The sequence below is a fragment of the Prosthecobacter algae genome (genome assembly GCF_039542385.1).
Classification (GTDB): Bacteria; Verrucomicrobiota; Verrucomicrobiia; order Verrucomicrobiales; family Verrucomicrobiaceae; genus Prosthecobacter; species Prosthecobacter algae.
On the sequence record NZ_BAABIA010000006.1, the window covers coordinates 131,974 to 158,246 of the forward strand.

The 26,273-nt window shown below is 59.5% G+C and carries 23 protein-coding genes; 12 read left to right on the forward strand and 11 right to left on the reverse strand.

Annotated elements, in window-relative coordinates; all coding sequences use genetic code 11:
- Window positions 1–53: 53 nt before the first annotated feature.
- Genes ABEB25_RS15205 through ABEB25_RS15220 form a run of 4 tightly spaced genes read right to left on the reverse strand, consistent with a single transcriptional unit; the run spans window position 54 to window position 6,247 of the window.
- Complete coding sequence (locus ABEB25_RS15205; RefSeq protein WP_345737271.1) at window positions 54–1,382, reverse strand: sulfatase family protein; 1,329 nt, start codon at window positions 1,380–1,382, stop codon at window positions 54–56.
- Window positions 1,379–3,187 carry a sulfatase-like hydrolase/transferase gene (locus ABEB25_RS15210; RefSeq protein WP_345737272.1) on the reverse strand — a complete coding sequence of 603 codons (1,809 nt, stop codon included), beginning with the start codon at window positions 3,185–3,187 and terminating at the stop codon, window positions 1,379–1,381. The genes ABEB25_RS15205 and ABEB25_RS15210 overlap by 4 nt, the downstream gene beginning before the upstream one ends.
- On the reverse strand, window positions 3,184–4,782 hold the full coding sequence (locus ABEB25_RS15215) for a sulfatase family protein (RefSeq protein WP_345737273.1): 1,599 nt from the start codon (window positions 4,780–4,782) through the stop codon (window positions 3,184–3,186). The genes ABEB25_RS15210 and ABEB25_RS15215 overlap by 4 nt, the downstream gene beginning before the upstream one ends.
- Window positions 4,783–4,807: 25 nt before the next feature.
- The gene (locus tag ABEB25_RS15220) at window positions 4,808–6,247 is read right to left on the reverse strand and encodes an arylsulfatase (RefSeq protein ID WP_345737274.1); all 1,440 of its coding nucleotides are present in this window, start codon (window positions 6,245–6,247) and stop codon (window positions 4,808–4,810) included.
- 165 nt (window positions 6,248–6,412) lie between these two features.
- On the opposite strand from ABEB25_RS15220, the gene ABEB25_RS15225 reads away from it, so the two are divergent.
- The 6 genes from ABEB25_RS15225 (at window position 6,413) to ABEB25_RS15250 (ending at window position 12,550) form a co-directional block, all read left to right on the forward strand.
- Window positions 6,413–6,631, forward strand: a complete 219-nt coding sequence (locus ABEB25_RS15225; protein WP_345737275.1) for a hypothetical protein — start codon at window positions 6,413–6,415, stop codon at window positions 6,629–6,631.
- Between the two features lie 52 nt (window positions 6,632–6,683).
- Window positions 6,684–7,376, forward strand: a complete 693-nt coding sequence (locus tag ABEB25_RS15230; RefSeq protein ID WP_345737276.1) for a hypothetical protein — start codon at window positions 6,684–6,686, stop codon at window positions 7,374–7,376.
- A 34-nt stretch (window positions 7,377–7,410) separates the two neighbouring features.
- Window positions 7,411–8,091, forward strand: a complete 681-nt coding sequence (locus ABEB25_RS15235) for an SGNH/GDSL hydrolase family protein (protein WP_345737277.1) — start codon at window positions 7,411–7,413, stop codon at window positions 8,089–8,091.
- A gap of 109 nt (window positions 8,092–8,200) precedes the next feature.
- A complete protein-coding gene (locus ABEB25_RS15240; protein ID WP_345737278.1) occupies window positions 8,201–9,586 on the forward strand; it encodes an ATP-dependent Clp protease proteolytic subunit in 1,386 nt (461 codons plus the stop codon).
- A 74-nt stretch (window positions 9,587–9,660) separates the two neighbouring features.
- Window positions 9,661–10,233 carry an NUDIX domain-containing protein gene (locus ABEB25_RS15245; RefSeq protein WP_345737279.1) on the forward strand — a complete coding sequence of 191 codons (573 nt, stop codon included), beginning with the start codon at window positions 9,661–9,663 and terminating at the stop codon, window positions 10,231–10,233.
- Window positions 10,234–10,405: 172 nt separating this feature from the next.
- Entirely contained in the window at window positions 10,406–12,550 is a 2,145-nt protein-coding gene (locus tag ABEB25_RS15250; protein WP_345737280.1) for a hypothetical protein, read from the forward strand.
- Window positions 12,551–12,562: 12 nt separating this feature from the next.
- Here ABEB25_RS15250 and ABEB25_RS15255 read toward each other — a convergent pair whose 3' ends face one another.
- The 5 genes from ABEB25_RS15255 to ABEB25_RS15275 all read right to left on the reverse strand — a co-directional run bounded on the left by ABEB25_RS15255 (window position 12,563) and on the right by ABEB25_RS15275 (window position 16,305).
- Window positions 12,563–13,294, reverse strand: coding sequence for a hypothetical protein (locus tag ABEB25_RS15255; protein WP_345737281.1), 732 nt, complete (start codon window positions 13,292–13,294; stop codon window positions 12,563–12,565).
- Window positions 13,295–13,364: 70 nt separating this feature from the next.
- A complete protein-coding gene (locus ABEB25_RS15260) occupies window positions 13,365–13,862 on the reverse strand; it encodes a hypothetical protein (protein WP_345737282.1) in 498 nt (165 codons plus the stop codon).
- Window positions 13,863–13,883: 21 nt separating this feature from the next.
- A complete protein-coding gene (locus ABEB25_RS15265; protein ID WP_345737283.1) occupies window positions 13,884–14,495 on the reverse strand; it encodes a hypothetical protein in 612 nt (203 codons plus the stop codon).
- 90 nt (window positions 14,496–14,585) lie between these two features.
- Window positions 14,586–15,191 carry a recombination mediator RecR gene (recR, locus tag ABEB25_RS15270; protein WP_345737284.1) on the reverse strand — a complete coding sequence of 202 codons (606 nt, stop codon included), beginning with the start codon at window positions 15,189–15,191 and terminating at the stop codon, window positions 14,586–14,588.
- 85 nt (window positions 15,192–15,276) lie between these two features.
- A complete protein-coding gene (locus ABEB25_RS15275; protein ID WP_345737285.1) occupies window positions 15,277–16,305 on the reverse strand; it encodes a tRNA dihydrouridine synthase in 1,029 nt (342 codons plus the stop codon).
- Window positions 16,306–16,534: 229 nt separating this feature from the next.
- On the opposite strand from ABEB25_RS15275, the gene ABEB25_RS15280 reads away from it, so the two are divergent.
- Window positions 16,535–16,876, forward strand: a complete 342-nt coding sequence (locus ABEB25_RS15280) for an RNA recognition motif domain-containing protein (RefSeq protein ID WP_345737286.1) — start codon at window positions 16,535–16,537, stop codon at window positions 16,874–16,876.
- Between the two features lie 99 nt (window positions 16,877–16,975).
- Here ABEB25_RS15280 and ABEB25_RS15285 read toward each other — a convergent pair whose 3' ends face one another.
- Window positions 16,976–19,018 (reverse strand): FAD-dependent oxidoreductase, encoded by a 2,043-nt coding sequence (locus ABEB25_RS15285; RefSeq protein WP_345737287.1) that lies wholly within the window; start codon window positions 19,016–19,018, stop codon window positions 16,976–16,978.
- 165 nt (window positions 19,019–19,183) lie between these two features.
- On the opposite strand from ABEB25_RS15285, the gene ABEB25_RS15290 reads away from it, so the two are divergent.
- The 3 genes from ABEB25_RS15290 to ABEB25_RS15300 all read left to right on the forward strand — a co-directional run bounded on the left by ABEB25_RS15290 (window position 19,184) and on the right by ABEB25_RS15300 (window position 22,571).
- The gene (locus ABEB25_RS15290) at window positions 19,184–19,939 is read left to right on the forward strand and encodes an ABC transporter ATP-binding protein (RefSeq protein WP_345737288.1); all 756 of its coding nucleotides are present in this window, start codon (window positions 19,184–19,186) and stop codon (window positions 19,937–19,939) included.
- Between the two features lie 61 nt (window positions 19,940–20,000).
- Window positions 20,001–20,798: an ABC transporter permease gene (locus tag ABEB25_RS15295; protein ID WP_345737289.1), complete on the forward strand. Its 798-nt coding sequence runs from the start codon at window positions 20,001–20,003 to the stop codon at window positions 20,796–20,798.
- An 81-nt stretch (window positions 20,799–20,879) separates the two neighbouring features.
- Entirely contained in the window at window positions 20,880–22,571 is a 1,692-nt protein-coding gene (locus ABEB25_RS15300) for a cation:proton antiporter domain-containing protein (RefSeq protein WP_345737290.1), read from the forward strand.
- Window positions 22,572–22,581: 10 nt separating this feature from the next.
- On the opposite strand, the gene ABEB25_RS15305 is transcribed toward ABEB25_RS15300, so the two are convergent.
- Window positions 22,582–22,884 (reverse strand): glycine zipper domain-containing protein, encoded by a 303-nt coding sequence (locus ABEB25_RS15305; RefSeq protein WP_345737291.1) that lies wholly within the window; start codon window positions 22,882–22,884, stop codon window positions 22,582–22,584.
- Window positions 22,885–23,139: 255 nt separating this feature from the next.
- Between ABEB25_RS15305 and ABEB25_RS15310 the strand changes: the two genes are divergently transcribed.
- Entirely contained in the window at window positions 23,140–23,658 is a 519-nt protein-coding gene (locus tag ABEB25_RS15310) for a hypothetical protein (protein ID WP_345737292.1), read from the forward strand.
- 54 nt (window positions 23,659–23,712) lie between these two features.
- Complete coding sequence (locus ABEB25_RS15315) at window positions 23,713–26,112, forward strand: PSD1 and planctomycete cytochrome C domain-containing protein (protein ID WP_345737293.1); 2,400 nt, start codon at window positions 23,713–23,715, stop codon at window positions 26,110–26,112.
- The last annotated feature ends 161 nt before the right edge of the window (window positions 26,113–26,273 follow it).

The window sequence follows — 26,273 nt, forward strand, 5'->3', positions numbered from 1 at the left end:
CTTATTTGCGCAGTCAAGCAATTACAAAGACGGCCCCACAAGTATCGAAGCCGTCACTTTTGGCGCTTCTTTTTCTTCACCCCGCCAGATGCCTTAAGAAAGGCCTCATCCAACTCAACCGGACGTGCATCTTTGAACTGATCAAGCACCCTGGCCAGGCGCGTTGCAGCTTCAGCAGCCTCTCTATTCAGGGATTCCACCGCCAGGGCTTCTTTCTCCAAAGGATCTGCGACGAGATTAAAGAACCGACCATCCCGATAAAGTTTAAAGCGGTGGTCAAAGGCAAATTCCTGGACGCTGAGATCGGGTTTTTGGCGGGGTGAATACCAGCCATACAGCCATTCACGCGGTGTGCCGGGCTGCCCTTTTAACTGAGGCAAGAAGCTCACGCCATCCACCTGGGCAGGAACAGGAATCCCGGCCATTTCGCAGAGTGTCGGGAGAAAGTCCGTGGTGCTGATGAGGTCTTTGCTGACACGTCCTGCGCTCATTTGGGCTGGCCAGTTGGCGATCATGGGCACATGCGTACCCTGCCTGTTCGTCTTGCCTTTGCCGCCTGCATAGGGCCGTCCTTGGAACTGGCTGGTGATCTTGCTAGAGGTGCCATTGTCTCCGAGGAAAAGAAGGACGGTGTTCTCCCGCAGGGCGAGTTCATCCAAGCGAGCGACGAGTTCGCCGATGAGCTTGTCCATGTAGGCGGTCATGTCGGCAAAGTGTTTGTTATCCCGCTTCGCATTTTCACCCGTGGTCTTGGGATCCCATTCTGCGCTGTCCGGCGTGGGCTGGAAAGGATCGTGGGTGAGGATCATCGGGTAATAAAGGAAGAACGGCTGCTGCCGATGACGGGTGATGAAATCGAGGGCGAAGTCATTCACGAGTTTGGGTCCGTATTCGCCATGGGTGAAATCCACAGGCTCGCCATTGTGCTCCAGGCCTGGATTGGCATAACGAGGAGGGCGACGCGTGTGCTGCCAGAGGTAGGATTCCTCAAACCCGAAGTGCTGAGGCAGCCCCTTGTCCTGGCCGAGCTGCCATTTGCCACAGATGCCTGTGGCATAACCGGCTTTTTTCAAAAGCTGGCCAAACGTCGTTTCGGTGGTCGGTAGGGTTCCGAAGTTGAAGTAATTGCGCACGTTGTAGCGCCCTGTCATGAGCTGCACTCGGGTGGGTGTGCAGAGCGGCTGGGAGTGGCAGTGCTCAAAACGCAGCCCCTCGGCGGCGAGCCGGTCCAGATGCGGTGTCTGGTAAGACTGGCCACCATTGGCGGTGAGGCATTCATAACCAAAATCATCCGCCATGATGAGGATGATGTTCGGCTTCTCCGCCCGCGCCGCAAAGCCGAAGACCAGCAACAGGCTCAACCAAAGCAGTGGCGTCCTCATGGTTCGGAAAGCAGGTATTTGGGAATGCGGTCGTTGGGTTCCTTCATGTTCAGGTTCTTCACGGTCGCTTTGGCTTCGGCCAAGGTGACGTGACCTGCCTTCCACATGAAATCGAGGGCATTCAATGCGGCGAGCGATTCATACAGCTCGCCTTTTTGAATGACCTCTTGGATCGTAGCGAGAGCATCGCCCTTTTGCCCCAGATATCCCAGAGCTTCGGCCGCGACCACGCGCACATCCTTGCTGTCGTCCTGGAGGAGTTTGACGAGGGCGTCCTTGGCTGGCGCGGCTTTGTCCTGAAGGATCAGGCAACCGGTGGCCGCCCAGTAGCGGATGAGCGGATTCGGATCGCCTAGAGCGCCGATGAAGGCGGGGATATGGGCGGCATCGCGGGCCGTGGCTGCATCGGCCACATCCATGAGCCGCTCCAGAGGATAGGCATCGCTCTGGGCGTAGTCGTAGATTGTCTTGTCGCCTGCGAGCTGCCTGTACATGCCTTCAGGAATGAAGACCGTATCGCGGGTGCGCAGCATCTCTTCACGCAGCGTCTGGCGCATCCTGGCGAGGCGATCTTGATGCATCGTTTGTTGGGCTAGATTGGTCAGCTCAAAGGGATCTTCCCCAGGCTGATACAGCTCCTCACCGGGCTTGGGCTTCCAATAGGCCGACTGAATCTCATTGCAACGGCCTGCGGCAAATTCGGCATACCAGGAACGCATGCTGGGCTGCACCTGGAATGGATAGCTGTAATGCTGCCCCCAGGGACGATGCGGGGAGTAATTGCGCACGTAGCGAAAGTCCGCATCGCGAACGGCGCGGACGGTGTCGTATCGCTCATCCATGCGCCCCCGGTAAAGGAAGACGTGGTCGCGGGGCGGGGCCTTCTTTTCACCCAGGAAGGGGCGGCCCTGGTAATGCGCGGGCACGGGCACCTGGCAGAGACTGAAAACGGTGGCTGGGAAGTCTACAAAGCTCACCAGATCCTCCACCCATTCACCCGGTTTGGCAGGAGCCAGATGCTGCCATTTTTGAGGGATGCGAACGATCAAAGGCACACGGGTGCCGGAATCGTGGATGTTGCGTTTCCCGCGAGGCAGGGCACCGCCGTGGTCGCCATAATAGAAAACAATGGTGTCATCAGCGAGGCCCGCCTTGTCCAGTTCCGCCAGCACTTGCCCCACCTGCGCATCCATCAGGGTCATCTGGTCATAGTAGTTGGCCCAGTCACGCCGGATCTCTGGCGTGTCCGGGTGGTAAGGAGGCAGCGGCATGGCCACGGGGGCGATGCGAAACGTGGTCTTGCCGGGCTTCGGAGCTACCTGACTTTCATGGCTGGTGGTGAAGTTAAAGATGGCGAAGAAGGGCTGGCCTTTGGCGCGATTTTTATAGTGCGCCTTGTTGCTGCCTTCGTCCCACAGCTTCTTCCCTGCCCCAGCCACATTGTAGTCTGTCTTACTGTTGTTTGTGCAGTAGTATCCGGCGGCCCGCAGGTGCTCCGGGTAAAGCTTGAACGCTGCCGGGATGGCCACAGCGCTGCGGTGATTGTGCACCCCCAGGCTACTGGCATACATGCCAGTGATCAGCGTGGTTCGCGCGGCTGAACAGACGGGCGCATTGGCATAGGCATGACGATACCGCAGCCCCTGAGAAGCCAGTTTGTCCAGGTGCGGCGTCACAGCCAGCTTGTCGCCATAACAACCGAGGTAAGGGCTGTTGTCCTCACTCGTGATCCATAAGATGTTAGGCCGATCCGCTGCATGCAGCAGGCTTGCGAACAAGAAAAGGCAGAGGGTGAGCAGCTTCATGGGCGAACGGCTTTGGCTTTTTTGCCAGGCTGGTTTTGGAAGGGTTTGCTGATGACCACCGGCACGTCATTGGCCTGGGTGGGTCCGGGTGTGGAGCGGCCTTCGGCCACGTATTTTTCCAGCAGGGCACGGAGCTCGGCCACGAGCTCCGGTTTGGCGGCATAGAGGTTGTTCTTCTCGATGAGGTCTTCCTTTAGATTGTAGAGTTCTCCAGGCTGATCATGGGCCGTGTAGCCGCGCTGCTTTTTCATCCACTCCGGTTCCCCTGCACGGCGGTTGTCATCTCCGGTGACGTGGGCGATGAGCACCCAGTCGCCTTTACGAATGGCAAAACGGCCGGATCCGCTGTGATGGACAGTGCCTTCGCGCACGGGCCGCCCGAGCTTATCGTTCCACAAAATGGACAACAAGTTGTGGCTGTCCACTGCGGCCTCGGCAGGATACTCAGCCCCGACGATGGCAGCGGCGGTGCTCATGAAATCCACATGGCAGATGGTTTCATCATTCACGCTGCCAGCGGCGATCTTTCTGGGCCAGCGGGCGACAAAAGGCACCCTGTGCCCGGCTTCCCAAAGGTCACGTTTGGCCCCGCGGAGACCGTCCAGGCTGTGGTGCTTGTATTGTTGCACGCGATCATAGACGCCGGGCTTCACCTCTCCGGTGACTTCCGGCCCATTGTCACTGGTGAAGATGACGAGGGTGTTGTCGGCAATTCCTTCGCGCTCCAAAGCTTCAAGAATCTGGCCGACGCACCAGTCGGTCTGAAAAACGAAGTCGCCATAATCACCCACGGTCGTCTTGCCCTGAAACTCCTTCGCAGGTACGACGGGGTAATGGGGTGAGGTGAGCGCGTAGTAGAGAAAGAAGGGCTTGCCGCTTTTGGCCGAGGTCTCCACAAAGCTCACGGCCTGACGATTCAACTCAGGCAGGATGTCCACCAGCTTCCAGCCCGGCATCATGGGACCGGGGCGATTAAAGCCATCCGCGCGTCCGGTATCGGGCAACGTGGGAATCCCCACCGTGCGATCGTTTTTCAAAAAGCAGTAAGGAGGATAGTTGGGCACATCCACGCCGAAGTAATGATCAAAACCGTGATCCAGCGGACCCCCTTTGAACGGCTGGGTGAAGTCCACATTGCTCAGCCTGTCCTCACCAGCGGAGGCTGGCTGGCCGTCCTTCGTGGGCCACTGGATGCCCAGGTGCCATTTGCCAATCAGCCCAGTGGTATAACCATGATCATGCAGCAGTTCGGCCACGGTGTATTGCGCGTCTTGGAGCAAAGGAGCGCCCCAGGGGGCCACCACGCCCTGCTGCAACTTTGACCGCCAAGCGTAACGCCCCGTCATCAGGGCATAACGGGTGGGTGAGCAGACCGAGGCCGGAGAATGCGCATCGGTGAAACGAATGCCCTCCTTGGCGATGCGGTCCACATTGGGAGTGGGGATTTTGGAAGGCTGCTTTTTGTAAGCGCCGATGTCGCCATAGCCCAGGTCATCGGCGAGAATGAAGATGATGTTAGGCGGCTTCGTCTCGGCGGCAGGCAGAACCGAAGGCAGCAACAAAGCCGCAGAGAACAGGGACAAGAGAGCTTTCATGAGGAGTAATACTGATGGCAGACGATCACTTCTTTTTCTTCTTCCCATCAGCCTTCCAGTGAGGTTCCCACTCCGGCAGTTCCGTGCGGGCGGTCTTCAGATAGGCGCCAATCTTCTCCGCGATCTCGGGATGCTCCTTGGCCACATTGGTTTTTTCCGCGACATCGTTTTGCTGATCGTAAAGGAGCACGGGGGCCTCTGGCCCGCCCTGGCGGATACCTTTCCAGCGCCCCTGATAAAGAGCCGCCAGCTTAAATCCGCCCTCATGAAACTCCCAGTAGAGGAACTCATGCTTCCCCTGCCCTTCTTGGCCTAACAAAGTGGGCTTAAAGCTGATGGAATCAATCTTCTCTGGAGCCTTGGCTCCAGCCAGATCGGCGGCCGTGCCCAGCCAGTCGGCAAAGGAGGCGACATGGCCCGTCTCCACATCCGCCTTCACCTTGCCCGGCCACCAGGCGATGAGCGGGACACGGATGCCACCATCGGTGAGACTGCGCTTGATGCCGGTGTAGGGGCCGGAGGGATTGAAGCGGGAGAGGTCGTGGTTGCTCTCATCATGCGGTCCGTTATCGCTGGTGAAAATGACCAGTGTTTTTTCAGCCAGCCCCTGCGCCTTCAGCAGGTCCAGCATGCGCCCCACATAACCATCCAGGCGGGTGATCATCGCCGCCTGACCTTTGTCGGGCTTCGGCCAGTCCTTGCTTTCATAGGGGCCGTAGTCAGGCACTTCGGCGCCATCCTTGAGTTCGCGAGTCCGCTCGTTGTTCGCGTGAGGCACGACCATGCTCCAGTAGAGGAAAAAAGGAGCGGCCTTGTTTTCTTCCACATACTTCAGCGCCTCATCGGCAAAAAGATCATCGGAAAAATGAACTGGCTGGGTGGCATAACCGCCGCCGTTTTCGCCCAGAGGTGTGACGATGTTCGAAAGCGGTTCCTTGGTCTCATTGCGCCAGAGATAGTCCGGGTAATGATTGTGGGCATGGGTCTGGTTTAGGTAGCCGTAGAAGTAATCAAAGCCTTGCTTGCGCGGCAGTCCCGTCGCAGCAGCCCCTTCATCACCCAGGCCCCATTTGCCGATGAGGGCGGTCTTGTAGCCAGCTTCCTGAAGCACCTTCGCCACGGTGACATCGCCTTCTTTGAGGGCCTGGGCCCCAGGATTGGTCTTGCCGGAATTGCCGCGCACCCGGGTGTGCCCGTGATGCAGGCCGGTCATCAGCACGCTGCGGGAAGGCGCACAAACCGTGGCCCCGGCGTAAAAGTGGGTGAACTTCATGCCCTCCTTCGCCATGCGATCCAGGTTCGGAGTGGTGATGACCTTTTGGCCAAAGCATCCCAGATCGCCATAGCCCAGGTCATCCGCCATGATCCAGATGATGTTGGGCCGTTCGGCGGCGGAAAGGCTGTTGGTGGCCAAGGCAAGGCCGAGGGTGATCAGCGTCAAAAAAGTGGCGGCAGGTTTGGACATGTCGGTTGGAGGGGAATGGGCAATCCATTGAACGTCGGCGCAGGCAGGTCATTTCAAGGCATTCGAATTCGCCGAGGCCCGGGGCCGCTCCACTGAAACAGACCGCCCCGAAACAGGCCAGACAAATCCTCTGGCCTGCGACGCGAGCCCCATGTAAGGAAACGCATGAAACTGGAACAGAATCAGATCTGGAAACAAGGCGACCTCTACCTGCGCATCGTGCACTGGGACCGCCAGTTCATCGTTTACAAAGGGATGAAAGACCTGAAAACCAGGCAAGGCGCGGAGCAGCAGGTGAGCAAAAAGGAATTCTGCCGCCTGATCAAGGGTGCAGTCCTGCTGACCCCTGAAGAAGCACGCGGAGAGGCAGGCAAAGAGCCCTGATTCCTGCTTGGCGACGCCCTCAGGCTGAGCCAATGTTTCCCCTCCCCCGACCATGTCCCGCATTCAAAAAGTTCCCACGGCCCCCTTCAACCCCTTTTACGGCTGCGCCATCATGATCATGGCCGCCCTGGTCTTTGGCGGCATCATCGCCTGGAGCGCGTACTCGCTTTTCACCCAGGACAAGGAAATCGCAAAAATCACGGTGGATGCCCCCATCAAGCTGCCCCCCGTGGAGCTGACTCCAGAAGCCCGTACGGCCCTGGAAAAGCGTTTGAGTGACTTTGCCGAAGCGGCGAAAAAAGGTCAGCCAGCGGAACTGAACCTGACGGTCGCAGACCTCAACGGCATCATCAGCATCGCTCCGGACACGGGCTACGGCAGCTACGCAGACCTCATCCGCATCGAAGGCACCATGCCGGACAAGGATGCCATCACCAGCCAGGTCTGCCTGCCGCTGAACAACATCAAATTCTGGGAAGACAAAAAGCGCTACCTCATCGGCCAGCTCACCTACTACGTGCATGTGCATGAGGAAGGCGTGGATGCCAAAGTCGTGGACGTGAAAGTGCCCGGCAAAGAAGTGCCCGATGGCTTCATCACCGGCATGGAGATCTGGCAGTGGGTGGCCCCTTATCGCAAGGTGGAGCCCATCGGAACTGTGCTGAAAGCTATCCGTCAGGTGAAGGTGACCCCTGAGGGAATGTGGCTGAGCACCGTGGCCCCCGATCCGGCGAAGAAGGGCTGAAATGTTTCTGGCGGCCCGTCGTTTTGACGAGTCCATGAAACGCTCCAGCTTTCTCTTTCTACTGGCCACGGCGGCCTTCACTTTCACCTCTGCCCACGCGGCTGAAAAGCCCCGTGTGCTCCTCCTCGGCGATTCCATCTCCATGGGCTACACCCCAGTGGTGCAAAAATTGCTGGCGGATGAAATGACCGTCCTGCGGCCCATGGCCAAAAATGGCAAGGCGGAAAACTGCGGCGGCACCAATTCGGGCGTGGCCAACATTGACCGCTGGCTGCAGATTGACGGTGGCAAATGGAACGTGATCCATTTCAACTGGGGCCTGCATGACCTGAAGCATGTGAAGGCCGATGGCAAAGCCACCTCCGACCTGGCCACCGATCCCCCCCAGGCCACTGTGGAAGTGTATGAAAAGCAGCTCCGCGAAATCGTCGGCAAACTGAAGGCCACCGGGGCCAAGCTCGTCTTTGCCACCACCACGCCTGCACCTGCTGAACCCATGAAGGTCTATCGCAACAATGCCGACGTCATCCGCTACAACGAAGCCGCTGTGCGGGTAATGAAGGAAAACGGCATCCCGGTGAACGATCTGTACGCCTTTACCCAGCCCCGGATGAAGGAACTGCAAATCCAACCAGCCAACGTCCATTTTACCCCTGCTGGATCGGAGGCCCTGGGAGCCGAAGTGGTGAAGGCCATCCGAGCCCAGGTGAAGTAAACCTGGAAGGGGACGGGGCTCCTGACGGCTGCCCCGGCCCGGTCCAATCGCGGGGAGCGAATAAACATTCTTGAACAATCCGGGCGTGGGCGGTGTATAGTCATCCGTGATGAAATGCACGACCCCCGCCCTTTTTTCGTTGTTGCTGACGGGCCTCGCCCTGGGTGAACCCCTGCCCCCGAAACCGCCTGCGGCCAAGGAGGAAAAGCCCGCCGCACCGAAAGACGAAAAACCGGCCACGAAGGACGGCAAGCCTGCTGTCATCTCGGGCCAGAAAATCGAAATTTCGGTCGCGGAAAAAACACCGGAACCCGCCAAACCCGACCCGCTGGAATCCATCAAGGCGGAAACTGCCAAGCTGGTGGCAGAGCGCGAAAGAATCGCCGCCCAGATGGCCCTGGAGCAAACCAAGCTGGATGAAAAACTTGCGGTTAGGAAACGCGCCCTGGCCGAGATCCAAATCAAGCTGGAGGAGATGAAGGCGAAGTCGGACCTCGCCGAGGCCGAGCAGCGTAGCAAGGACTACGCCGACATCATGGAACTGCGCCGCAAAGGCGAGCGCAGCAGCATGGAGGCCTCCATCGCCAAGAACGAGGTGGACACCGAAGGCTATGCCATGCGCCGCGAAGAAAACGCCATCCGGCGCAAGACCTCCGCACTCACTCTCGCCATGGAGCTTCAGCAAAAAGAGACTGAATCCCGCACCTACGCAGGCAAGGCCCCGGCTTACCTGAAAGAGCCAGTGCAGGGCAACAAGCTCATCCTTTCCGACCGCACCATCGCTCTGAACGGCGTCATCACCTCCAAGACCGCCGACAGTCTGGCGGACCGCATCGCCTACTTTAACAATCGTGACGAGGAGGCCCCCATCTTCATCGTCATTGATGACTGCCCAGGCGGCAGTGTGATGGCTGGCTACAAAATCATCAAGGCCATGCACGGTTCCAAGGCCCCGGTTTACACGGTGGTGAAATCCTTCGCCGCTAGCATGGCCGCCTGCATCACCACCCTGTCGAAAAAATCCTTCGCCTATCCGAATGCGATCATTCTCCACCATCAGCTCTCCGCCGGCATCATGGGGAACCTGACCCAGCACCGCGAAAGCGTGAAGGAACTGGAAGAATGGTGGAAGCGCCTGGCCGATCCCGTGGCGCAAAAAATGGGCCTCACGCGGGACGAATTCATCACAGAGATGTACAAAAAATCATCCACCGGCGATTGGAATGAATTCGCCGACAATGCCCAGAAACTCAAGTGGGTGGACACCATCGTCGAAGAGATCGAAGAAACCGCCCTGATCCGTCACCCGGACAGCACTCAGCCAGCCCAGCCGCAGACAGGCATGCCCATTCGCATCCTGCCGCCCGGTCATCTGGACAATGGCGTGGTGGAAAGCGCCGACGAACGTGGCAAGCCTGTTGCTGTCCTGCCCCGCCTGAATCCGCTCGATGCTTATTGGATGTATAATCCGGATGGTTATTTCCGCCTTCAGTAAAAGGTTGAGCCACCGCTGAATGCTGGCTAAGCAGTGAATGGGGCCTGGATTGACACCAGGCCCTTTTTTCTGCCATGGACCAGCCCACCTCCGACTCCCTCGAAACTACCAATCCCTGGACCACGCTCAGCAGCCGTGAGGGATACGCGAATCCCTGGATTCGTGTGCGCGAAGACCAGGTGATCAACCCCAGCGGTGGTCGCGGCATCTATGGCGTGGTGGAGTATAAAAATCGCGCCATCGGCGTGGTGCCGGTGGATGCCGAGGGAAACACCTGGCTGGTGGGCCAGTGGCGCTACAGCCATGCACGTTATGAGTGGGAGATCCCGGAAGGCGGCTGCCCGCCCGGGGAAGAACCCGCCGAATGCGCCCGGCGCGAGCTCTTGGAGGAAACAGGCATCCGTGCCGCCACCATCGAACCGCTGCTGATGAACCTTCAGCTTTCGAACTCCACGACCAATGAGGTCTGCGACATCTTCGTCGCGCGTGATCTCAGCTTTGGCGAGGCGGAGCCGGAAGAAACTGAGCAGCTCGCCGTGAAGCGCCTGCCTTTGACGGAAGCCATCCAGATGGCCGTGGATGGCCGCATTCGCGACAGCGTCAGTGTGCTGGCTTTGCTGCGGCTTGCGACTCAGCTTCGCGGCTGATTCAAGGCTTCGCCAAAGCCTTCACCGCCGCCGCCTTGAATGCACCCAAGGCCTTTTTGCCTTCACCAGGAAAGCCTTTTCTATCGGGCCAAGTCCCCTTCACAAAAGAATGATGCCCTTCCCCATCGAGAATGCTTGGCAAAGCAGCCTCCCGCATCAATGACTGCTCATCATGCTGTTTCGTCACCTGTTTACACTGCTCCTGATTTCCACCGCGCTGCCCAGCCTAGCCGCCGAGCTGAAGACCACACCCGCCGGCATTGAAGTGGTGGCGGGCAGCCTGGGCAACTTCGTCCTGACGTATCCAGAATTCGTGAATGCCAGCAGCCAGCCTGTGCATAAACAAACGCAAGCCAGCGCCAGCGGCGGCACAGCCACCGTTCAGTATGAAGGAGGCGCGCAATGCGCGGTGACGGTGGCGAAGGACGAGATCACCCTCACCTTCAGCCAGATACCTGCGGGCGTGGCTTCGTGGAAGGTCACCACCCTGATCGACATTGGTTTCGGCAAAGGCGGCACCTGGAAGGTGGGCGAAACGGCAGGCCCCTTCCCCGCTGAAAAACCCAAAACCCCGCAGATTGCCAGCCTGGGTAGCACCGCTTTCCAGGTCAAAAATGCCCAGGGCCAGAGCCTGGACATCGTAACACCGGACTTTGCCTTCCAGCAGCTCACGGACAACCGCGAGTGGAACTGGGCCGTCTATCATTGGATGTGCCTGGTGCCCTATTCGGCAGATAAAGCCACAGCCACATTCAAGGTCAGCACGGAGCTCGCCGCTTCGGCCAAGCTGGTGGATGCCTTTGGCCAGTCCATCAAAGATGCCTTTTCTAACAAACTATTGAATGAAGCCGACCTGAAGGCGGATGTGGCCGCTGATGAAGCCTACTACGCCAGCCTGAAACCACCGGCGACGGGCAAATTCGGCGGCCTGCCAGGAAGCGGTGAAAAGCTGGGCCTGAAGGCCACGGGCTTCTTCCATGTGGAGGTGAAAGGCAGCAAGACCTGGCTGGTGGATCCGGAGGGCCAGGCCTTTTTCCATCTCGGCATCTGCGGTTTCGCCCCGAATGACGACTACACTTACATCAAGGGTCGCGAGAGCATCTATGAGTGGCTGCCGTCTCCCCAGGGCGAGTTTGCCTCCGCCTTCAGGCCAGGCGATGACCATGCGCATTTTTCCTTTTACCTGGCGAACACGATCAAGAAATTCGGCGCCCCTTACAGCCTGGATGCACACGCCGCCCGCATGATCCCCCGCGTGCGGCAATGGGGATTCAACTCCATCGGTGCCTTCAGTCCCAAACCGCCCACCGCCTGTGAGAAGGCCAGCTTTCCCTACGTGGCTCATTTGCCCATCAATGAATGGGAAGGTCTGCCCCGCATCCCGGGTGCACATGAAGTCTGGGATCCGTATGAACCCGCCACCGAGTCCAAGATCGCCGAAAACCTGGCCCGCGAACTGCCCGCCCAGGCGCAGGATCCTCTACTCATCGGCTACTTCATCGTCAATGAACCGCGCTATGATGAACTGCCCCGCGTCATCCCTTCCCTGACGGGCAAACATGCCTGCAAACGGGAGCTGGTGGCCTTTCTGAAAAAGAAGCATGCCACCCTTGATGCCTACAACCAGGCCTGGCAATCGCAGGCAGCCAGCTTTGAGTCGTTGCTGGATACAGGGCTCGCCGTCAGCACGGATCAGGCAAAGGCGGATGTGCGCGCGTTTGTGGCCGAATTCCTGGAGACGTACTTCGCCCAGATCGAGCGGCTTTACCGCCTGCATGACCGCAACCATCTGCTTCTCGGCAGCCGCCTGCAGCCCATCACCATTCAGGATGAGACCCTCTGCCGCATCATGGGACGGCACGTGGATGTCGTCTCCTACAACTACTACACCTATGGCGTGGATACGGCGGAACTCAGCCGCATCCACGAATGGACTGGAGGCAAACCGATGATGCTGAGCGAGTTCTTCTGGTCATCGCCCAAGGACAGCGGCCTCATCGGCGGCCGTGAAGTCAGCAGCCAGCGTGAGCGCGGCCTTGCCTACAGGAACTACGTCGAGCAAAGCGCGGCGCTGGGTTTTGTCGTCGGCATTGAATGGTTCACCCTGGTGGATCAGGCCACCACGGGCCGCTGGTTCAGCAAATACAATGGCGAAAGCTACAACACTGGCCTCATCAGTGTGGCAGACCGCCCGTGGAAGGACATGCTGGAGGAAATGATGAAGACCAACCACAGCCTGTATGATCTTTTGTTAGGCCAGAGAAAGCCCTTCAAATGGGACGACGCCCGGTTTGCCGTGCCGGCCAAAGCCCCCTGAACCCCGCTTTGACTAAGTCGCTTCGGGCTTGGCCAGATGGAGGTCCTCTTCCCGAATGGCGATGGGCTGGCTGGGCAGGTGATACACATCGCTGATCCCGGTGCTGCGCAGCACGGTCCAGGTGGGGTCCTGCTCGGAGATCGCCGTTTTCAGGCAGATGATGTTTTGCCCCAGAACCATGAAGCCGAAACCCACCGAGCCCATCTGCAAACGGGAGCGGATATCCAGCCCGATCGGACGGCCCAGGGTGATGCCCATGTCATGGGAGCTCTGCTGCAAGGTCCGAATGAAGGACTTCATCAGCGTGGTGAAGCCGTGGCCGAAACCGCCATCAAAGGAGGACTCATACGGATACTCCTGCGACTCATGACCGCGTGACGAGGGGTAGCCAAAGTACGCGATGCCAGATTCATGGCGACCGCCCTCTTTGCTGCGCAGATACGGACACGGCAAGAAGAGGCCGGAGAAACCGAACGTGCGATAGCCCGCCAGACTGTGGGCGATGAGCAGGGAGTGCGCCTTGAAGGATACCCGGCTCTGCACTTCATCGCAGTCCACCGGCTGCTGCTTCACCCCGTAAACTTCGCGCTCACCGCACTGCATGACGAGGCCATAATCTGCGCCATTCTGGGGGTTGGCATAACGCACCGCACCAAAAGGCAAGAAGGCGCGGATGGCCCTCAGCATCTCCACCGGCGGCTCATGCAGCCAGACCTCTCCCTGGGGTGTGTGGACGGTCTTCATGAGCGTTTGGGGGGAATGAATGAAGCAGTGACATTGTGCCCCATTCCGCCCTCCCGCGCCACGGCTTTTCTTACTGCGCCAGTTGACGCAGTTGCACCTTCACCCCGCCGCCGTAAATGGCAGGCTGATGCAGGATCACAGGCGCGGCATCGCTGCCGGTGGTGATGGTGAAACGGAAGACTTTGAGGGTGTCGCCTTCCTCAAACACCCACGGCACACCGGCCTGGGTCAGCGGCAGAGGTTGGGCATCGCCTTTCCAGTAGGCCTTGGTGAGGGCAGGCGCACTGTCCGTCACCATCGGCAGGGCGCTGCTGCCGGAGACTTCTTCTACAACGACTTTTTTCACCTCTTTCTGCGTGCTGAAACCGAAGGAGTAAATGAGCTTTCCCTCTTGGATCATGAAGGCGGCGACTTCGATCTTGATGCCTTCCTTTTCGGCGGGCAGCGGCAGGCCGCCGCTCATTTCAGCCGTGATTTTCTGACCATCCAGAATGGTGAAGCTTTGGGTTTCGGCGAAGGCAGACACGGCAAGGGAGAGCAGCGGGATGAGGAGGCGGGCGAGTTTCATAAAGCAGACGAAGTGCAGAAGTTACAGCAGCCAGGGAGAGGTCATCTTGGCCTGATACCAGGGATAAGGAATGGTGGAGGGGTCATCGTAATGGCGGTTCAGCTCCGCCTGGGTGCGGCGCATGACTTTCAGGGAAAGGCTGCCACGGCGGCCATTCAGTTCATACTCCACTTTGACCGGGAGTTCCGTGGCGTAGTTGAATATTTCGAGGTTGCCCACGGCTTCGCCGGAGCGGTCTTGCGGAGCAGCGATGAGCACCTTGTTATCGAGCGTGAAGGAGGAACGGCCCGAGCTGACCCGCAGGATGCGCACCGGGTGGGCGGTCTTGTCATAGTTCCACAGGTAGATCGTCACCTTGCCCCTGGCCAGGCTGTCGCTGGGTGTCAGCGCACCCATGGACTGCTGTGCGCCGGAGACGAGCGGGAGGGAGGCCTTTTCATGGTCCACCACCACGCTCAGGCCCAGATGTCCCGGCGTCAGCCAGGCACCATCGTCGTAGTATTTGCTGTAAACTTTGCGAACGCTTTGGCCGGTCTGGCCATTGTGTGAATCCACCACCAGGGTGCCGTCTTGGGTGGCACAATTGACCAGGGTAAGAGAAACGAGGGCGAGGAGATAGGGAGTGAGTTTCATTGTGAGGTAGGTGACAATACCTGCGTGAAAAAGCAATTCAGCGGATCATTCCTCACAAAAAAAAATTCCAGGGGGCCGTTAGGCCTGACTTCAGACCCTGCGGCGTCCTTGCAGAGCCTGGTATAGAGTCAGCTCATCCACATGGTCCAGACCGCCACCGGCGGGCATGCCTTGGGCCAAACGGGAGACGGTAAGCCCTTCCGTGCGCAAAAGATCATTCAGGTAGCTGGCGGTGGCCTCGCCCTCCACATCGCTGCCCACGGCGAGGATCACTTCCTCCACCGACTGGTTTTTTACCCGGTGCAGCAGCGGCTCGATGCGCAGATCCTCCGGCGTCACATTGTCCAGCGGGGAAAGTTTGCCACCCAGCACGTGATAAAGGCCTGAGAAGGCGCCGGAGCGCTCCAGCCGCAGTACATCGGCCGCCTGTTCCACCACGCAGATGAGGTGGGGATTGCGCTTCGGGCTGTGGCAGAGCACGCACTCGTGGTCGCTCTCAATGAAAAAGCCGCACTGGTCGCAGGCCTGCACGCGGTCCCCCACATCGCGCAGGCTGTCCACCAGCGGCTCGATGCGACCGCCATCCTGCATGAGCCACAGCACCAGGCGCTCCGCACTGCGCGGCCCCAGGCCGGGGAGCGTGCGGATCTGCGCGATCAGGCGCTGAAGGGGTGGCGGATAATCAAGGGCAGGCATGGTGGAACGGGGGAACGCTTATGAGTCACGCAAAGATGCCCCGGCGCAAAGGCGAATCTGCATCCCGTGCCAGGGATACCGCAGCTTACTTCAGCTCCGCAAAACCACAGAACACGCTGGAGGTCTCCGGTGGCCGCACAGGCAGCGGCAGGTCATTGTCCAGATACTCATGGCAGGCGGCAAAGAATTCCGGCTCCGTGCTCACGCGGCGGATGCGGTATTCAAACTGCCCTTCGGCAATGCCCGTGGTGATGTACACCATGTAGCGTTTCATCTTCTGCACGTGCGAGTTCGTCTCATAGTGCGGATGAAAGGCCGCCGTCATGTCATAGAGATTCTGGATGTAATCCATCATGTCCCGCCCGGTGCGCGGGGCGACTTCCCTGCCCTCCCAGTGGGCGCGCAGATGATCAAAAAGCCACGGATGCCGGATGGCCCCACGGCCCAGCATGAGGCCGGCCGCCTGGGTATGGCGCAGGTAGGCCACACCCGTGGGCACATCCACCACATTGCCATTGGCGATGACCGGGCACGGCATGGACTGGACGGCCAGGGCCACGCACTCCGGATGCACCGCCGTTTTGTACGCATCCCGCACGGTGCGGCCATGGACGGTGAGGCCGTCAATGGCGTGGCTTTGGAACACCTCCAGCAGGCGTGGGAACTCCGCCTTGTCGGTAAAACCCACCCGGCATTTCACCGTGAAGCGGCCCTGCACCGTGTCGCGCAGAGCGCGGAGAATCTCATTCACACGCTCGGGCTGGCGCAAAAGGCCGCCGCCGGCATCCTTTCGGCACACCACCGGGGCCGGACAGCCCAGATTGAGGTCAATGCCGGCCACGGGATACTTTTCCAGTGCCTTCGCCGTGCGGATGAGCGCCGGAATGTCTTGGCCGATCATCTGCGCGATCACGGGAATGCCCGTGTCATTCTGCGTGATGGACTTCAGGATGGTGGCATCCAGCTTGGAATCTGGCGTGACGCGGAAGTATTCCGTCACATAGATGTCCGGCCCACCATAACGCGCGATCAGCCGCATGAACGGCAGATCCGTCACGTCCTGCATGGGGGCGAGGACGAGGGCAGGACGGTCTGGAGGAAGCAAGGAACGCACCCGTCACGCCTGCGCTGTGAGTGCCTCCTCGTCAAGCCGGAGCCGTGAAACAATCCGAACTATCGTTTGCTATTGCCCCACGAGGGACGATAGAGAGCACTGCAAGTTACCCTGGTGAAGGCTAAGCTAAGTTGTTCATCAGGTGATTCTTTGGATTCAGTGATGTTCTGAAATCCGATAACGGAGCTTGATTGGTGTCACGAGGGGAAACGGCATCCAAGTTAACGTTATGAATACCAAAATGTATGTGGGCAACCTGCCCTTCACAGCTATGGAGTCCGAACTCCGTGCTCTCTTCAATGACTACGGCACCGTGACCGATATGCACCTGCCGATGGATCATGCCACCGGTCGCCCGCGTGGTTTCGCTTTTGTGACCATGGACTCCGCAATGGCCATGAACGAGGCCATCACGGCCCTCAACGGCAAAGATTTCGGTGGTCGCGCCCTGACCATCAATGAAGCCCGTCCGAAAGAAGATCGCCCTGCCTATTCCGGTGGTGGTGGTGGCGGCGGCAGCCGTGGCGGCAAAGGTGGTTACGGTGGTGGCGGCGGCGGTGGCCGTTACTAGTACCTGACCGACAGCCTTTAAAAGACTGTTTTTGAACCCGCATTGTTCCGCCCTAACCCGGGTGGCCACAATGCGGGTTTTTCATGCCCACCTTTTTGGTTAGTCCGCCTTCAGCAGTTGCAGGGCATCCAGGATGACAAAACCTTCCGTCCCCTGGTTGCGGATCTGGAGGGTGGTTTCTCCTTTGGAAAGCTCCACCGTTCCCAGACTGCGGAAAACCTCTCCCTGAGGCAGCGGCAAGGTCTGATCCGCCGTCAGCTTCACGCTGCGGCCTCCATTCACGACTTCCACCGGCACTTTCTTAGCACGCGTTTCATGGGCCGAGTAGGCCATGCGCAGATCGTATTTGCCCGCCTCGGGCACATCAAAACGAAAGAGGGCGGAGACCTGGCCGTCGCCCCGCTGCTCATCATGCCGGTAGCCGCGGCCCACATGGGGCTTGAAGCCTGTGGAGTGGCTCCACGCACCTTTCAGTTCGGCATCCGCATCGTCCAGGATAATGCCTTTCAGCGTCGCCGGGTCCACATTCATCGGGGTGACAGGTGCCGGGGGCAATGGGGCGAGCACGGGCAGATCCAGCACCTGTTTCTGCGCCAGCAGGCGTTCCTTGAGAACCGGGTACGACAGGGCCTGCACGGCCACGTCCTGTTTGGCAGAAAGCGCTGCCGCCACACCTGCACTCTGGCCCAGGATCATCCAGGTGGGCTCCACCCGGATGGAGGAGATGCCCACATGGGTGCAGGAAAGGGCCACCGGCACCAGCAGGTTGTCGCACTCCTCACCTTTCGGCAGCAGGCTGCGGTAAGGAATGTGGTAAGCAAAGCCATGTTTGCGCCCGGTGATGCGCACCGGGTAGATGGTGCCTTCATTGACCACACCGCCATCCTTCAGGGCCACACGCTGGCAGTCATGGGAATCAATGGGAAAGGAGGAGACGACCACAGGATCTTCCTTTTCCGGCTGGTCCAGGATGTCCTTCTGGCTGACGACATACAGCCCCTTCATGCGCCGGCCTTCCCGCACATAGAGCTGGGGCGACCAGTGGCCGTACGCCTCGAACTCATCCTTGCACAGGCCATATTCGCTGAGCTGCGTACGCAGGTGCTCCGGCACGGCGGGATCGGTGGTGAGGAACTGATAAAGCTCCAGCGTGTACTGCTTGTGGGCTTCCCAGCTCTGTTCGCGTCCGGCCTGGTCGGCCTCACTCCAGCCATTGCAGGCGCCCACGAGGCCCATGGAGAACTGCTTGCCGATGCCGTTGTTCGCATCGAACTTTTGGTTAGGCAGGGGGTAAAGGTCCCACAACAGATGCGGGCGCTTTTCAGCAGCGTAATAGCGGCGCACGGCCTCAAAGCGGGCCGGATCATAGCTGGCCGGTTTCGGGAAAGGCACGCGGTTGGCGGGGTCTTTGGTCAGGCAAAGGCGGAAGCTGTACACCATGACATTCTTGTCGCCTTCTTCCTCAGGCCCGGCGTCGGTGGTGGTGATGAGCGGCAGCGGCTTGCCTGCGGCGTCAAAGCCGGAGATGGGCATGTTGGTCTTCGGGTACTGCTTCCCGGCCAGGGATTCCCCGTATTCCTTGCGGCCTTCGCGGCCAATGGTCCAGCTAACCCCGGCTGCGGCCAGCAGATCCCCTTCATAGGTGGCATCAATGAAAACGCGGGCTTTGTATTCGCCGCCGGTAGTTTGCAGGGCAGTGATGCGTGGGCCATTCTTGGTCACACTTTTGAGGACCTGTTGGGTCAGCACCTGCACCTTGGCCTCATCCAGCATCTGCCGGGTGATGCGCATGGCCACGCTGGGCTCATAGGTCCACACTTTGTTGTCCTTTTCGCTCACCTTATAGGGCAGCGTGACGCCACGCTGCTGATAGTCTTTTTCAATGCGGCTGTGCCATTCATCAAAGAGGCCCATGACGGTGCTGCGCACGGTCTGGTTGGAGTCGCTGAAACTCAGTCCCCCGGTATTCACGCCCCCCACATGGTCCGTCGGCTCCAGCAGGATCACGGTGGCCCCTTCGCGGGCAGCGGCGATGGCTGCACAGAATCCACCGGGGGTGGCCCCATAGACCAGCACCTGAGATTCGGTGGCGGCGTAGAGCCTGACAGTGAGGAAGAGGGCGAGACAGAGCAGTTTCTTCATGGTTGAGCTTTCAAAAGGCAGGCAGGCCCATGGTTTGGACACTCGTTTCATCTTTTTCTGCAAAATTGGCACCGGAATCGTTGGCTTGCAGTCCCGGCAAGCAGACCTCGAAGCCGTTCGGGCTGGCTCTTGCATTTCCACACATCCCAGCGAATCTGCCCGCCCATGTCAGACACCGACTCGCGCGAAGTCATTTTGGAAGCCCGTGAACTCACCCGAGAATTCGAAGGAGTGAAGGCGCTGGACCGTTTTTCCTTCAAACTGCACCGCGGGGAAATCCTGGGGCTGCTGGGGGCCAATGGCGCGGGCAAGACCACTGCCATGAACTGCATGCTGGGACTCACCCTGCCCACTTCTGGCGACCTTTTTGCCTTTGGCAAAACGCTGGAGGCCCACCGCATCGAGATCCTGAAGAAGACCAACTTTTCCTCCGCCTATGTCAGCCTGCCGGGGAATCTGAAGGTATGGCAAAATTTGACCGTCTTTGCCCAGATCTACGGCGTGCCCAAGCCGAAGAAAAGGATCGCCGAACTGCTGGAACTGCTGGAAGTGGCCCACCTGCGGGATCGGGTGACGGGCCAACTCTCCGCCGGGGAATCCACCCGTGTGAACCTTTGCAAGGCCTTCCTCAATGACCCGGAACTGCTGATGCTGGACGAACCCACCGCCAGCCTGGATCCCGACATCGCCGACAAGGTGCGCAAGGTCGTGCGTCGGGTGCAGAGCGAGCGCAACATCGGCATCCTCTACACTAGCCATAACATGAAGGACATCGAGGAAGTCTGCGACCGGGTGATCTTCCTGCACAAAGGCAAGATCGTGGCCGAAGGGACGCCTGACCAGATCGTGAAGAAGTTCTCCGAAAACTCATTGGAAGACGTGTTCATCAAGATCGCCCGCAGTGGAGATCTGGAGGCCTGAAGCTGAGTCAGCCAGGCCATTTAACGACAAGGATTAACAAGATTTCGAGATTAACAGGATTATGAATTTGCGTGTCATTTGGGCCTTGGTGCTCCGCTACATCTTTCTCTACACGAGAAACCCAGTCCGCCTGGTAGAAATGGTGTTTTGGCCCGTGGTGGACCTGCTGGTGTGGGGCAACCTGACGCTGTTTTTGCAGCGCAACACGACCCACGAATTCGGCAACTACATCCTCTTCCTTCTGGGGGCGATGATCCTCTGGGACATCATGTTTCGCGCCCAGCAAGGCGTGGCCATTTCCTTCCTGGAAGATGTGTGGACGCGCAACCTGCTGAACATCTTTGTCGCCCCGGTCCGCACCAGCGAATACCTGGGTGCCACCTTTGCCGTGGGCGTGCTGCGCATCATGGTCACGGGGGTCGTCCTGGGCTTGATCGCCTGGTTTGGCTATTCCTTTAATATCTTCGTCCTGGAATGGTGGCTGGTGCCGTTTTTCCTGAACCTGATGCTCTTTGGCTGGTCCCTGGGCATGATCTCCACCGCGCTGATCCTGCGCTGGGGACAGGCGGCGGAATCGCTGGCCTGGGCGGTACCGTTTTTCATCCAGCCAGCCGTGGCCGTCTTTTATCCCGTGGCCGACATGCCTTCCTGGTCCCAGCCCATCGCCTGGGCCTTCCCGGCGACTTACATCTTTGAAGGCATGCGCGAGGTTATGCGCACCGGCACGATGAATCTCACCCTGCTCACCCAGGCTTTCGTGCTGAACATTATCTACCTTTCAGCCGCAGGCGGACTTTTTCTATGGATCCTCCGGCTCACCCGCAAACGCGGTCTGCTGACGAAGTTCGCCACCCAGTAAACGGCGGCTTTTTCGCCAGGAAAATTCGCAGGGCCAAGATTCCCGCTTGAGCCCGGCCTCCGCCCTGTCCATGACAGGGGCATGCTCCCCCGCCTGTCTCCCATTCTCGCTGCTGCCGAGGGCTTGCCGCCACTGTTCACGCTGCTGGCGGTGATGTTAACGACGGTGGTGGTGGTGTCGCTGCTGCTGCTGAGGCTGCAGCAGTCCCTGCTGGCCGGCTACTTTATCTGCGGAGTTATCGTGGCGAACAGCGGGGTGCTGGATCTGCTGGGCGGTGGTGAATCTGAGGCGCGCATTGCCCAGATGTCCGAGTTCGGCGTGATGCTGCTGATGTTTACACTCGGCATGGAATTTTCCCTCAGCGACCTGCGATATGTCCGGCGGCTGGCCTTCGTCGGCGGCGGCTGGCAGATGGCGCTTTGCGGGGCCCTGGGCGGGATGGCAGCATGGCTGGGCGGCATCTCAATCACAGGCTCCATTTTACTGGCGGTCGCCCTGGCTATGAGCTCCACCGCCGTGAGCCTCAAGAGCTTTCAGGACTTGGGGCTGGAGTCCAGCACCGGCGCGCGCATGGCCCTCGCCGTGGCCATTTTCCAGGACCTTTTCATCATTGTCTTTTTCCTGGTGCTGCCTCTGCTGCTGCATGAGGGGCCTGCGGATGAAAGCCTGTGGCAGCGCATTGCTTCCCTGCTCGGTCGCGGTGGGCTCTTTGTTCTTCTCGCTGGGGTGGCGGCACGGTGGGTCATCCCGGCCTTGCTCAATGCGGTGACGCGTACTCGCAACCGCGAGCTATTCACCCTGAGCGTGATCGGCTCCTGCATCGGCCTGGCATTCATCGGCGGCCTCCTGCAACTCGGTTTGGCGCTGGGCGCTTTCGTCGCCGGTTTGGCCGTCAGTGAATCCATCTTCAAGCACCGCATCCTGGCCGACATCATGCCGATCAAGGACCTCTTTCTGACACTGTTTTTCGTGTCCGTGGGGCTGATGATTGATCTGCACGTGGCGGCTGTTTACTGGAAGCCCATCCTAGCCCTGACCGTGATGATGATGGTGGCCAAAGCCGGCCTCATTACCCTCATCGCCCGCAAGCTGGGGCTGGTGCATCGGCAGGCGCTGATGGCAGGCATCGGCCTGTGCAGCGCGGGCGAGTTTTCCCTGGTGCTTTTGCAAAAGGCAGGCGGTGCCGGGCTGTGGGATGCGGGCATGCAGCAGACCTTCATTGCCAGTGCCGCCCTGAGCATGGGGCTGCTCCCTGCCCTGATGCGTGCCGGTGGCCCCCTGGGTGCAAAGCTGGAAAAGCTGGGCTGGGGCAAAAAGAAACCCACCCTGCCAGACTCTGCGCCCATGCGCCAAAAGATGAGCGTTATGCACAATCACGCCATCATCTGTGGGTTTGGCCCCGTGGGGCAGCAACTCAACAAATCCCTGCATGATGAGGGTGTGGAAACCCTGGTGGTGGAGCTGAATGCCGAGACCGTGCGGCAACTGAAACGCCAGGGTCAGGCGGTGCTCTTTGCCGATGCTGCACATGCGGAAACCTGGGAACTTACCCGCCTGGCCCATGCCCGGATGGTCGCCTTTACGTTCCCTGATGCCACGTTGACCCTGGAGGCCCTGTCCCTGATCCGCGAGCACCGGAAGGACATTCCAGTGCTCGCGAGAGCACGTTTTGCCTCAGACGTGGAGAGGCTGAAGCGATTCGGAGCCACCGTCGTGATCAATGACGAGATCGAGGCGGCCCGCGCCGTGGTGGAGCAGGGCCGCATCCTCTAGCCAGCCAGGATCAATAATAATAGTAGCGGCTGTTGCGGTAGCCGCGCTGGTTATAGTAACGGCCGTTGTGGTAGTAGCGGCCTCGCTGATAGTTGCGCTGGTCCTGGGAATTGCCGATGGCATTGCCAGCCAGGGCGCCAAGGCCGGCACCGATGGCAGCGCCTTCCAGGCCACGGCCACTCTGATTGCCGATGATGCCACCTGCGGCTGCGCCACCAAGGGCGCCCACGACAGTACCCGTTTGGGCATTGGGACCGGTCGCGCAGGACACCAGCGAGGAGGCTGCGATGAGACTGAAGAAGATGCGTTTCATGAGGATGTTCAGGTTAGATTCGAGGGAGTGTGGCTGTTCACCACGAGCCACATCCAAGGGCAAACAGTGTGCCAAATGCATCTCACCTGGGAAGAACCTCTCTACGCACTGCCCTAACAAAGCATTCTGCATGAAAAATCGGCCCTATATCCTTGCCAAATGCACGTGCCCGATTGTGCTCAAAACTGAAACTTTTGAATACTCTGTGGGCGAACGAAGTCTCCATAAATACGCCCTTTTTGGGTACCCTCTCCCATGAAACCCATCCTCCATGCCCTCGCCGCTGTGGCCCTTGTGCTCAGCCTCTCCTCCTGTCTTTTTAAAGAACCTGTCTTCACGGGAGGTTTCGTCGCCACCGACCCGGAAGTGGCCGGGGTGTGGATGACTGAGGATGAGACAGGTGATGCCCGCGCACGCGAATTTGCCGTGCTGGCACCGGTCGGTACAGATGCGTTCATGTTGAACTATCCCGTTGGTGCTAAAGGAAGTAGCTACTTTGAGGTGCGTCCTTTGAAGGTCGGCGGAAAGGATATTTGGCAGGTGCGGCTGGCCGCCACTTTCGAAGATGGCCTGCCGAAAAACGACTCGCCTAACTACACGCTTTTGCTCGTGGAAAAGGCCGGAGATGGCCAACTTTCCATCCGCCCGCTGAAGACGGAAGGCGAACACACGGCCAGCGCAGCCGCGACCCAAAAGGCGCTTTTGGAGAAATCTCCCGCATGGGACAAGCTCTTTGGCGATGCCAAAGTCTTCACCCGGCTGAAAGACCGCTAAAGTCCTGGCACGCAAGAAGCGGGGGCAAGGGTGCGTAGCTTTTCACGACACCTCATGCATCACATTGCCTTTGCTTCCCGCTTGTTCGCGGCACTCCTGGCTGGTTTGCCTCTGGGAGTGCTGTTGGCCAATGAGCCGACCTCCGCCGATCTGGACTTCTTTGAAAAGAAGGTCCGCCCCATTCTCATCGAGCGCTGCTACGAGTGCCACTCCACTGAAAGTGGCAAAACCAAGGGCAGTCTGGCCATGGACTCCAAGGCAGCTCTGCTGCAAGGCGGCGATAATGGCCCTGGGCTGATCGCGGGCGAGCCGGACAAGAGCCTCATCATTGAGGCGATTCGTTACAAAAACCGCGACATGCAGATGCCACCGAAAAGTGCCCTGCCCCCAGCCGAAATCAAGGTGCTGGAAGAGTGGGTGCAGCGCGGTGCCCCAGATCCCCGCACCCAGGTGGTGGCCCAGGGCCCCCGCAAGATTGACCTGGACAAAGGCCGCCAGCATTGGGCCTTCCGCCCCATCGCCAAGGTGACGCCGACTTCTGCCAAGGACCATCCGGTGGACTCCATCATCACGACGAAACTCGCCGAGAAAAATCTGCAACTCTCCCCGCCAGCGGATGCCGTGACGCTGATCCGCCGCATGAGCTACGACCTCACTGGCCTGCCGCCCACACCTGCGGAGGTGGCTGAGTTTAAAAAGGCCGTGGCACTGAATCGTGAGAAGGCCATCCGCGCCCTCATTGACCGCCTGCTGGCCAGTCCGCACTACGGTGAAAAATGGGGCCGCCACTGGCTGGATGTGGCCCGTTATGCCGACTCCAACGGCCTCGATGAAAACATCGCCCTCGGCACCGCCTGGCGTTACCGCGACTATGTGGTGCGCAGCTTCAATGCGGACAAGCCCTTTGATCGTTTCCTGATCGAACAGATCGCCGGTGACCTCCTGCCTGCCAAGACTTTGGCAGATCGTCATGAGCAAGCCACCGCCACCGCCTTCCTGAACCTAGGGGCCAAAGTGCTGGCCGAGGCTGACAAGGAAAAGCTGATCATGGACGTGGTGGATGAGCAGATCGAAACCACCGGGCGCGCCTTTCTGGGCATGACCCTGGGCTGCGTGCGCTGCCACGATCACAAGTTCGACCCCATCTCCCACGAGGATTACTATGCGCTCGCGGGCATTTTTAAAAGCACCCGTTCTTTCACCGAAGAGATGAACGGAGCCATCTCCTACTGGCATGAAACTCCCATCGGCGGGCTGGATGAATTTGCCGCTGTGAAGTCTGCCGAACGTGCGCTGGCTAACAAAAAGAAGGAACTTTCTACCGCTGTGGCAGCCGCCAAAAAAACGCCCACGCCAGAAGCCAAGGCGCAGGTGGAGGCGGTGATGACCGCTGTGGAGGAAGTGGAGAAAAACCTGCCCGATCTGCCCACCGTCGTCGGGGTCAAGGACGACTCCAAAATCAAGACCACCGTGCCCATTCACATCCGTGGCAGCCACCTCACGCTGGGCAAGCCCATCGAACGAGGCTTCCCCAAAGTCATGCAGGCCGCCCTGGAACCGCAGGCCCGCTTTCCCAAGGAAAAAAGCGGCCGTCTGGAACTGGCCCAGTGGCTGGCCCGCCCGGAACATCCTCTGACCGCACGTGTCATTGTGAACCGTGTTTGGACCTGGCACTTCGGTCATGGCCTGGCCCGCACGCCCGACAACTTTGGCCTCCTGGGCGATGCCCCCACCCATCCTGAGCTGCTGGATTGGCTGGCCACCTGGCTGCCTCAGAATGACTGGAGCCTGAAGGACCTTCACCGCCTGCTCCTCACCAGCGCCACCTATCAACAGGCCAGCGCCCCCAGCCTGGAAGTGGACCCTGAAAACCGTCTGCTGCACCACTTCCCCATCCGTCGGCTCCAGGCCGAAGACATCCGCGATGCCCTGCTGAGCGTGGCCGGTGAACTGGACCTCAGCATGGGCGGCAAGACCGTGCCGCTGCGCAACCGCCAGTTCGTCTTCAACCACACCTCCAAGGATGCGACGAAGTACGACAGCACCCGCCGCGCCCTCTATCTGCCCATCATCCGCAACAACCTGTACGATCTCTTCCAGCAATTCGACTATCCGGATCCCACCGTCTCCACCGGCCAGCGCAACAGCACCATTGTCTCGCCTCAGGCTCTCCTGCTGATGAACAGCCCCATCGCGGAACAAAGTGCCCGTGCCTTTGCCCATCGCGTAGCCAAAGAAGGCCCTACGGTGGAACAGCGCCTCGCCCAGGCCATCCGCCTGGCTTATGCCCGCGAGATGAACTCCGCCGATCTCGCCCGGGCCCAGGACTTCCTCACCGCCGCCGATGCCATGCTGGCCTCCAGCATCAACGATCATGATCAACGGCAAATGCGCGTGTGGGAACTGCTGTGCCAGTCGCTCATGATGGCGAATGAGTTCATTTATCTGAGGTGAGAGAGGGAGGGGAGGTCAGCAGTCAAGAGGGTCAATGGTCAAGAATGTCAAAACGGAAGTCTGAGGCACTGGTCACACATCGCGCCTTGACCCGTTGACCCGTTGACCCGTTGACCCGTTGACCCGTTGACCCGTTGACCCTCCCCTTGACCTCCCCCTCC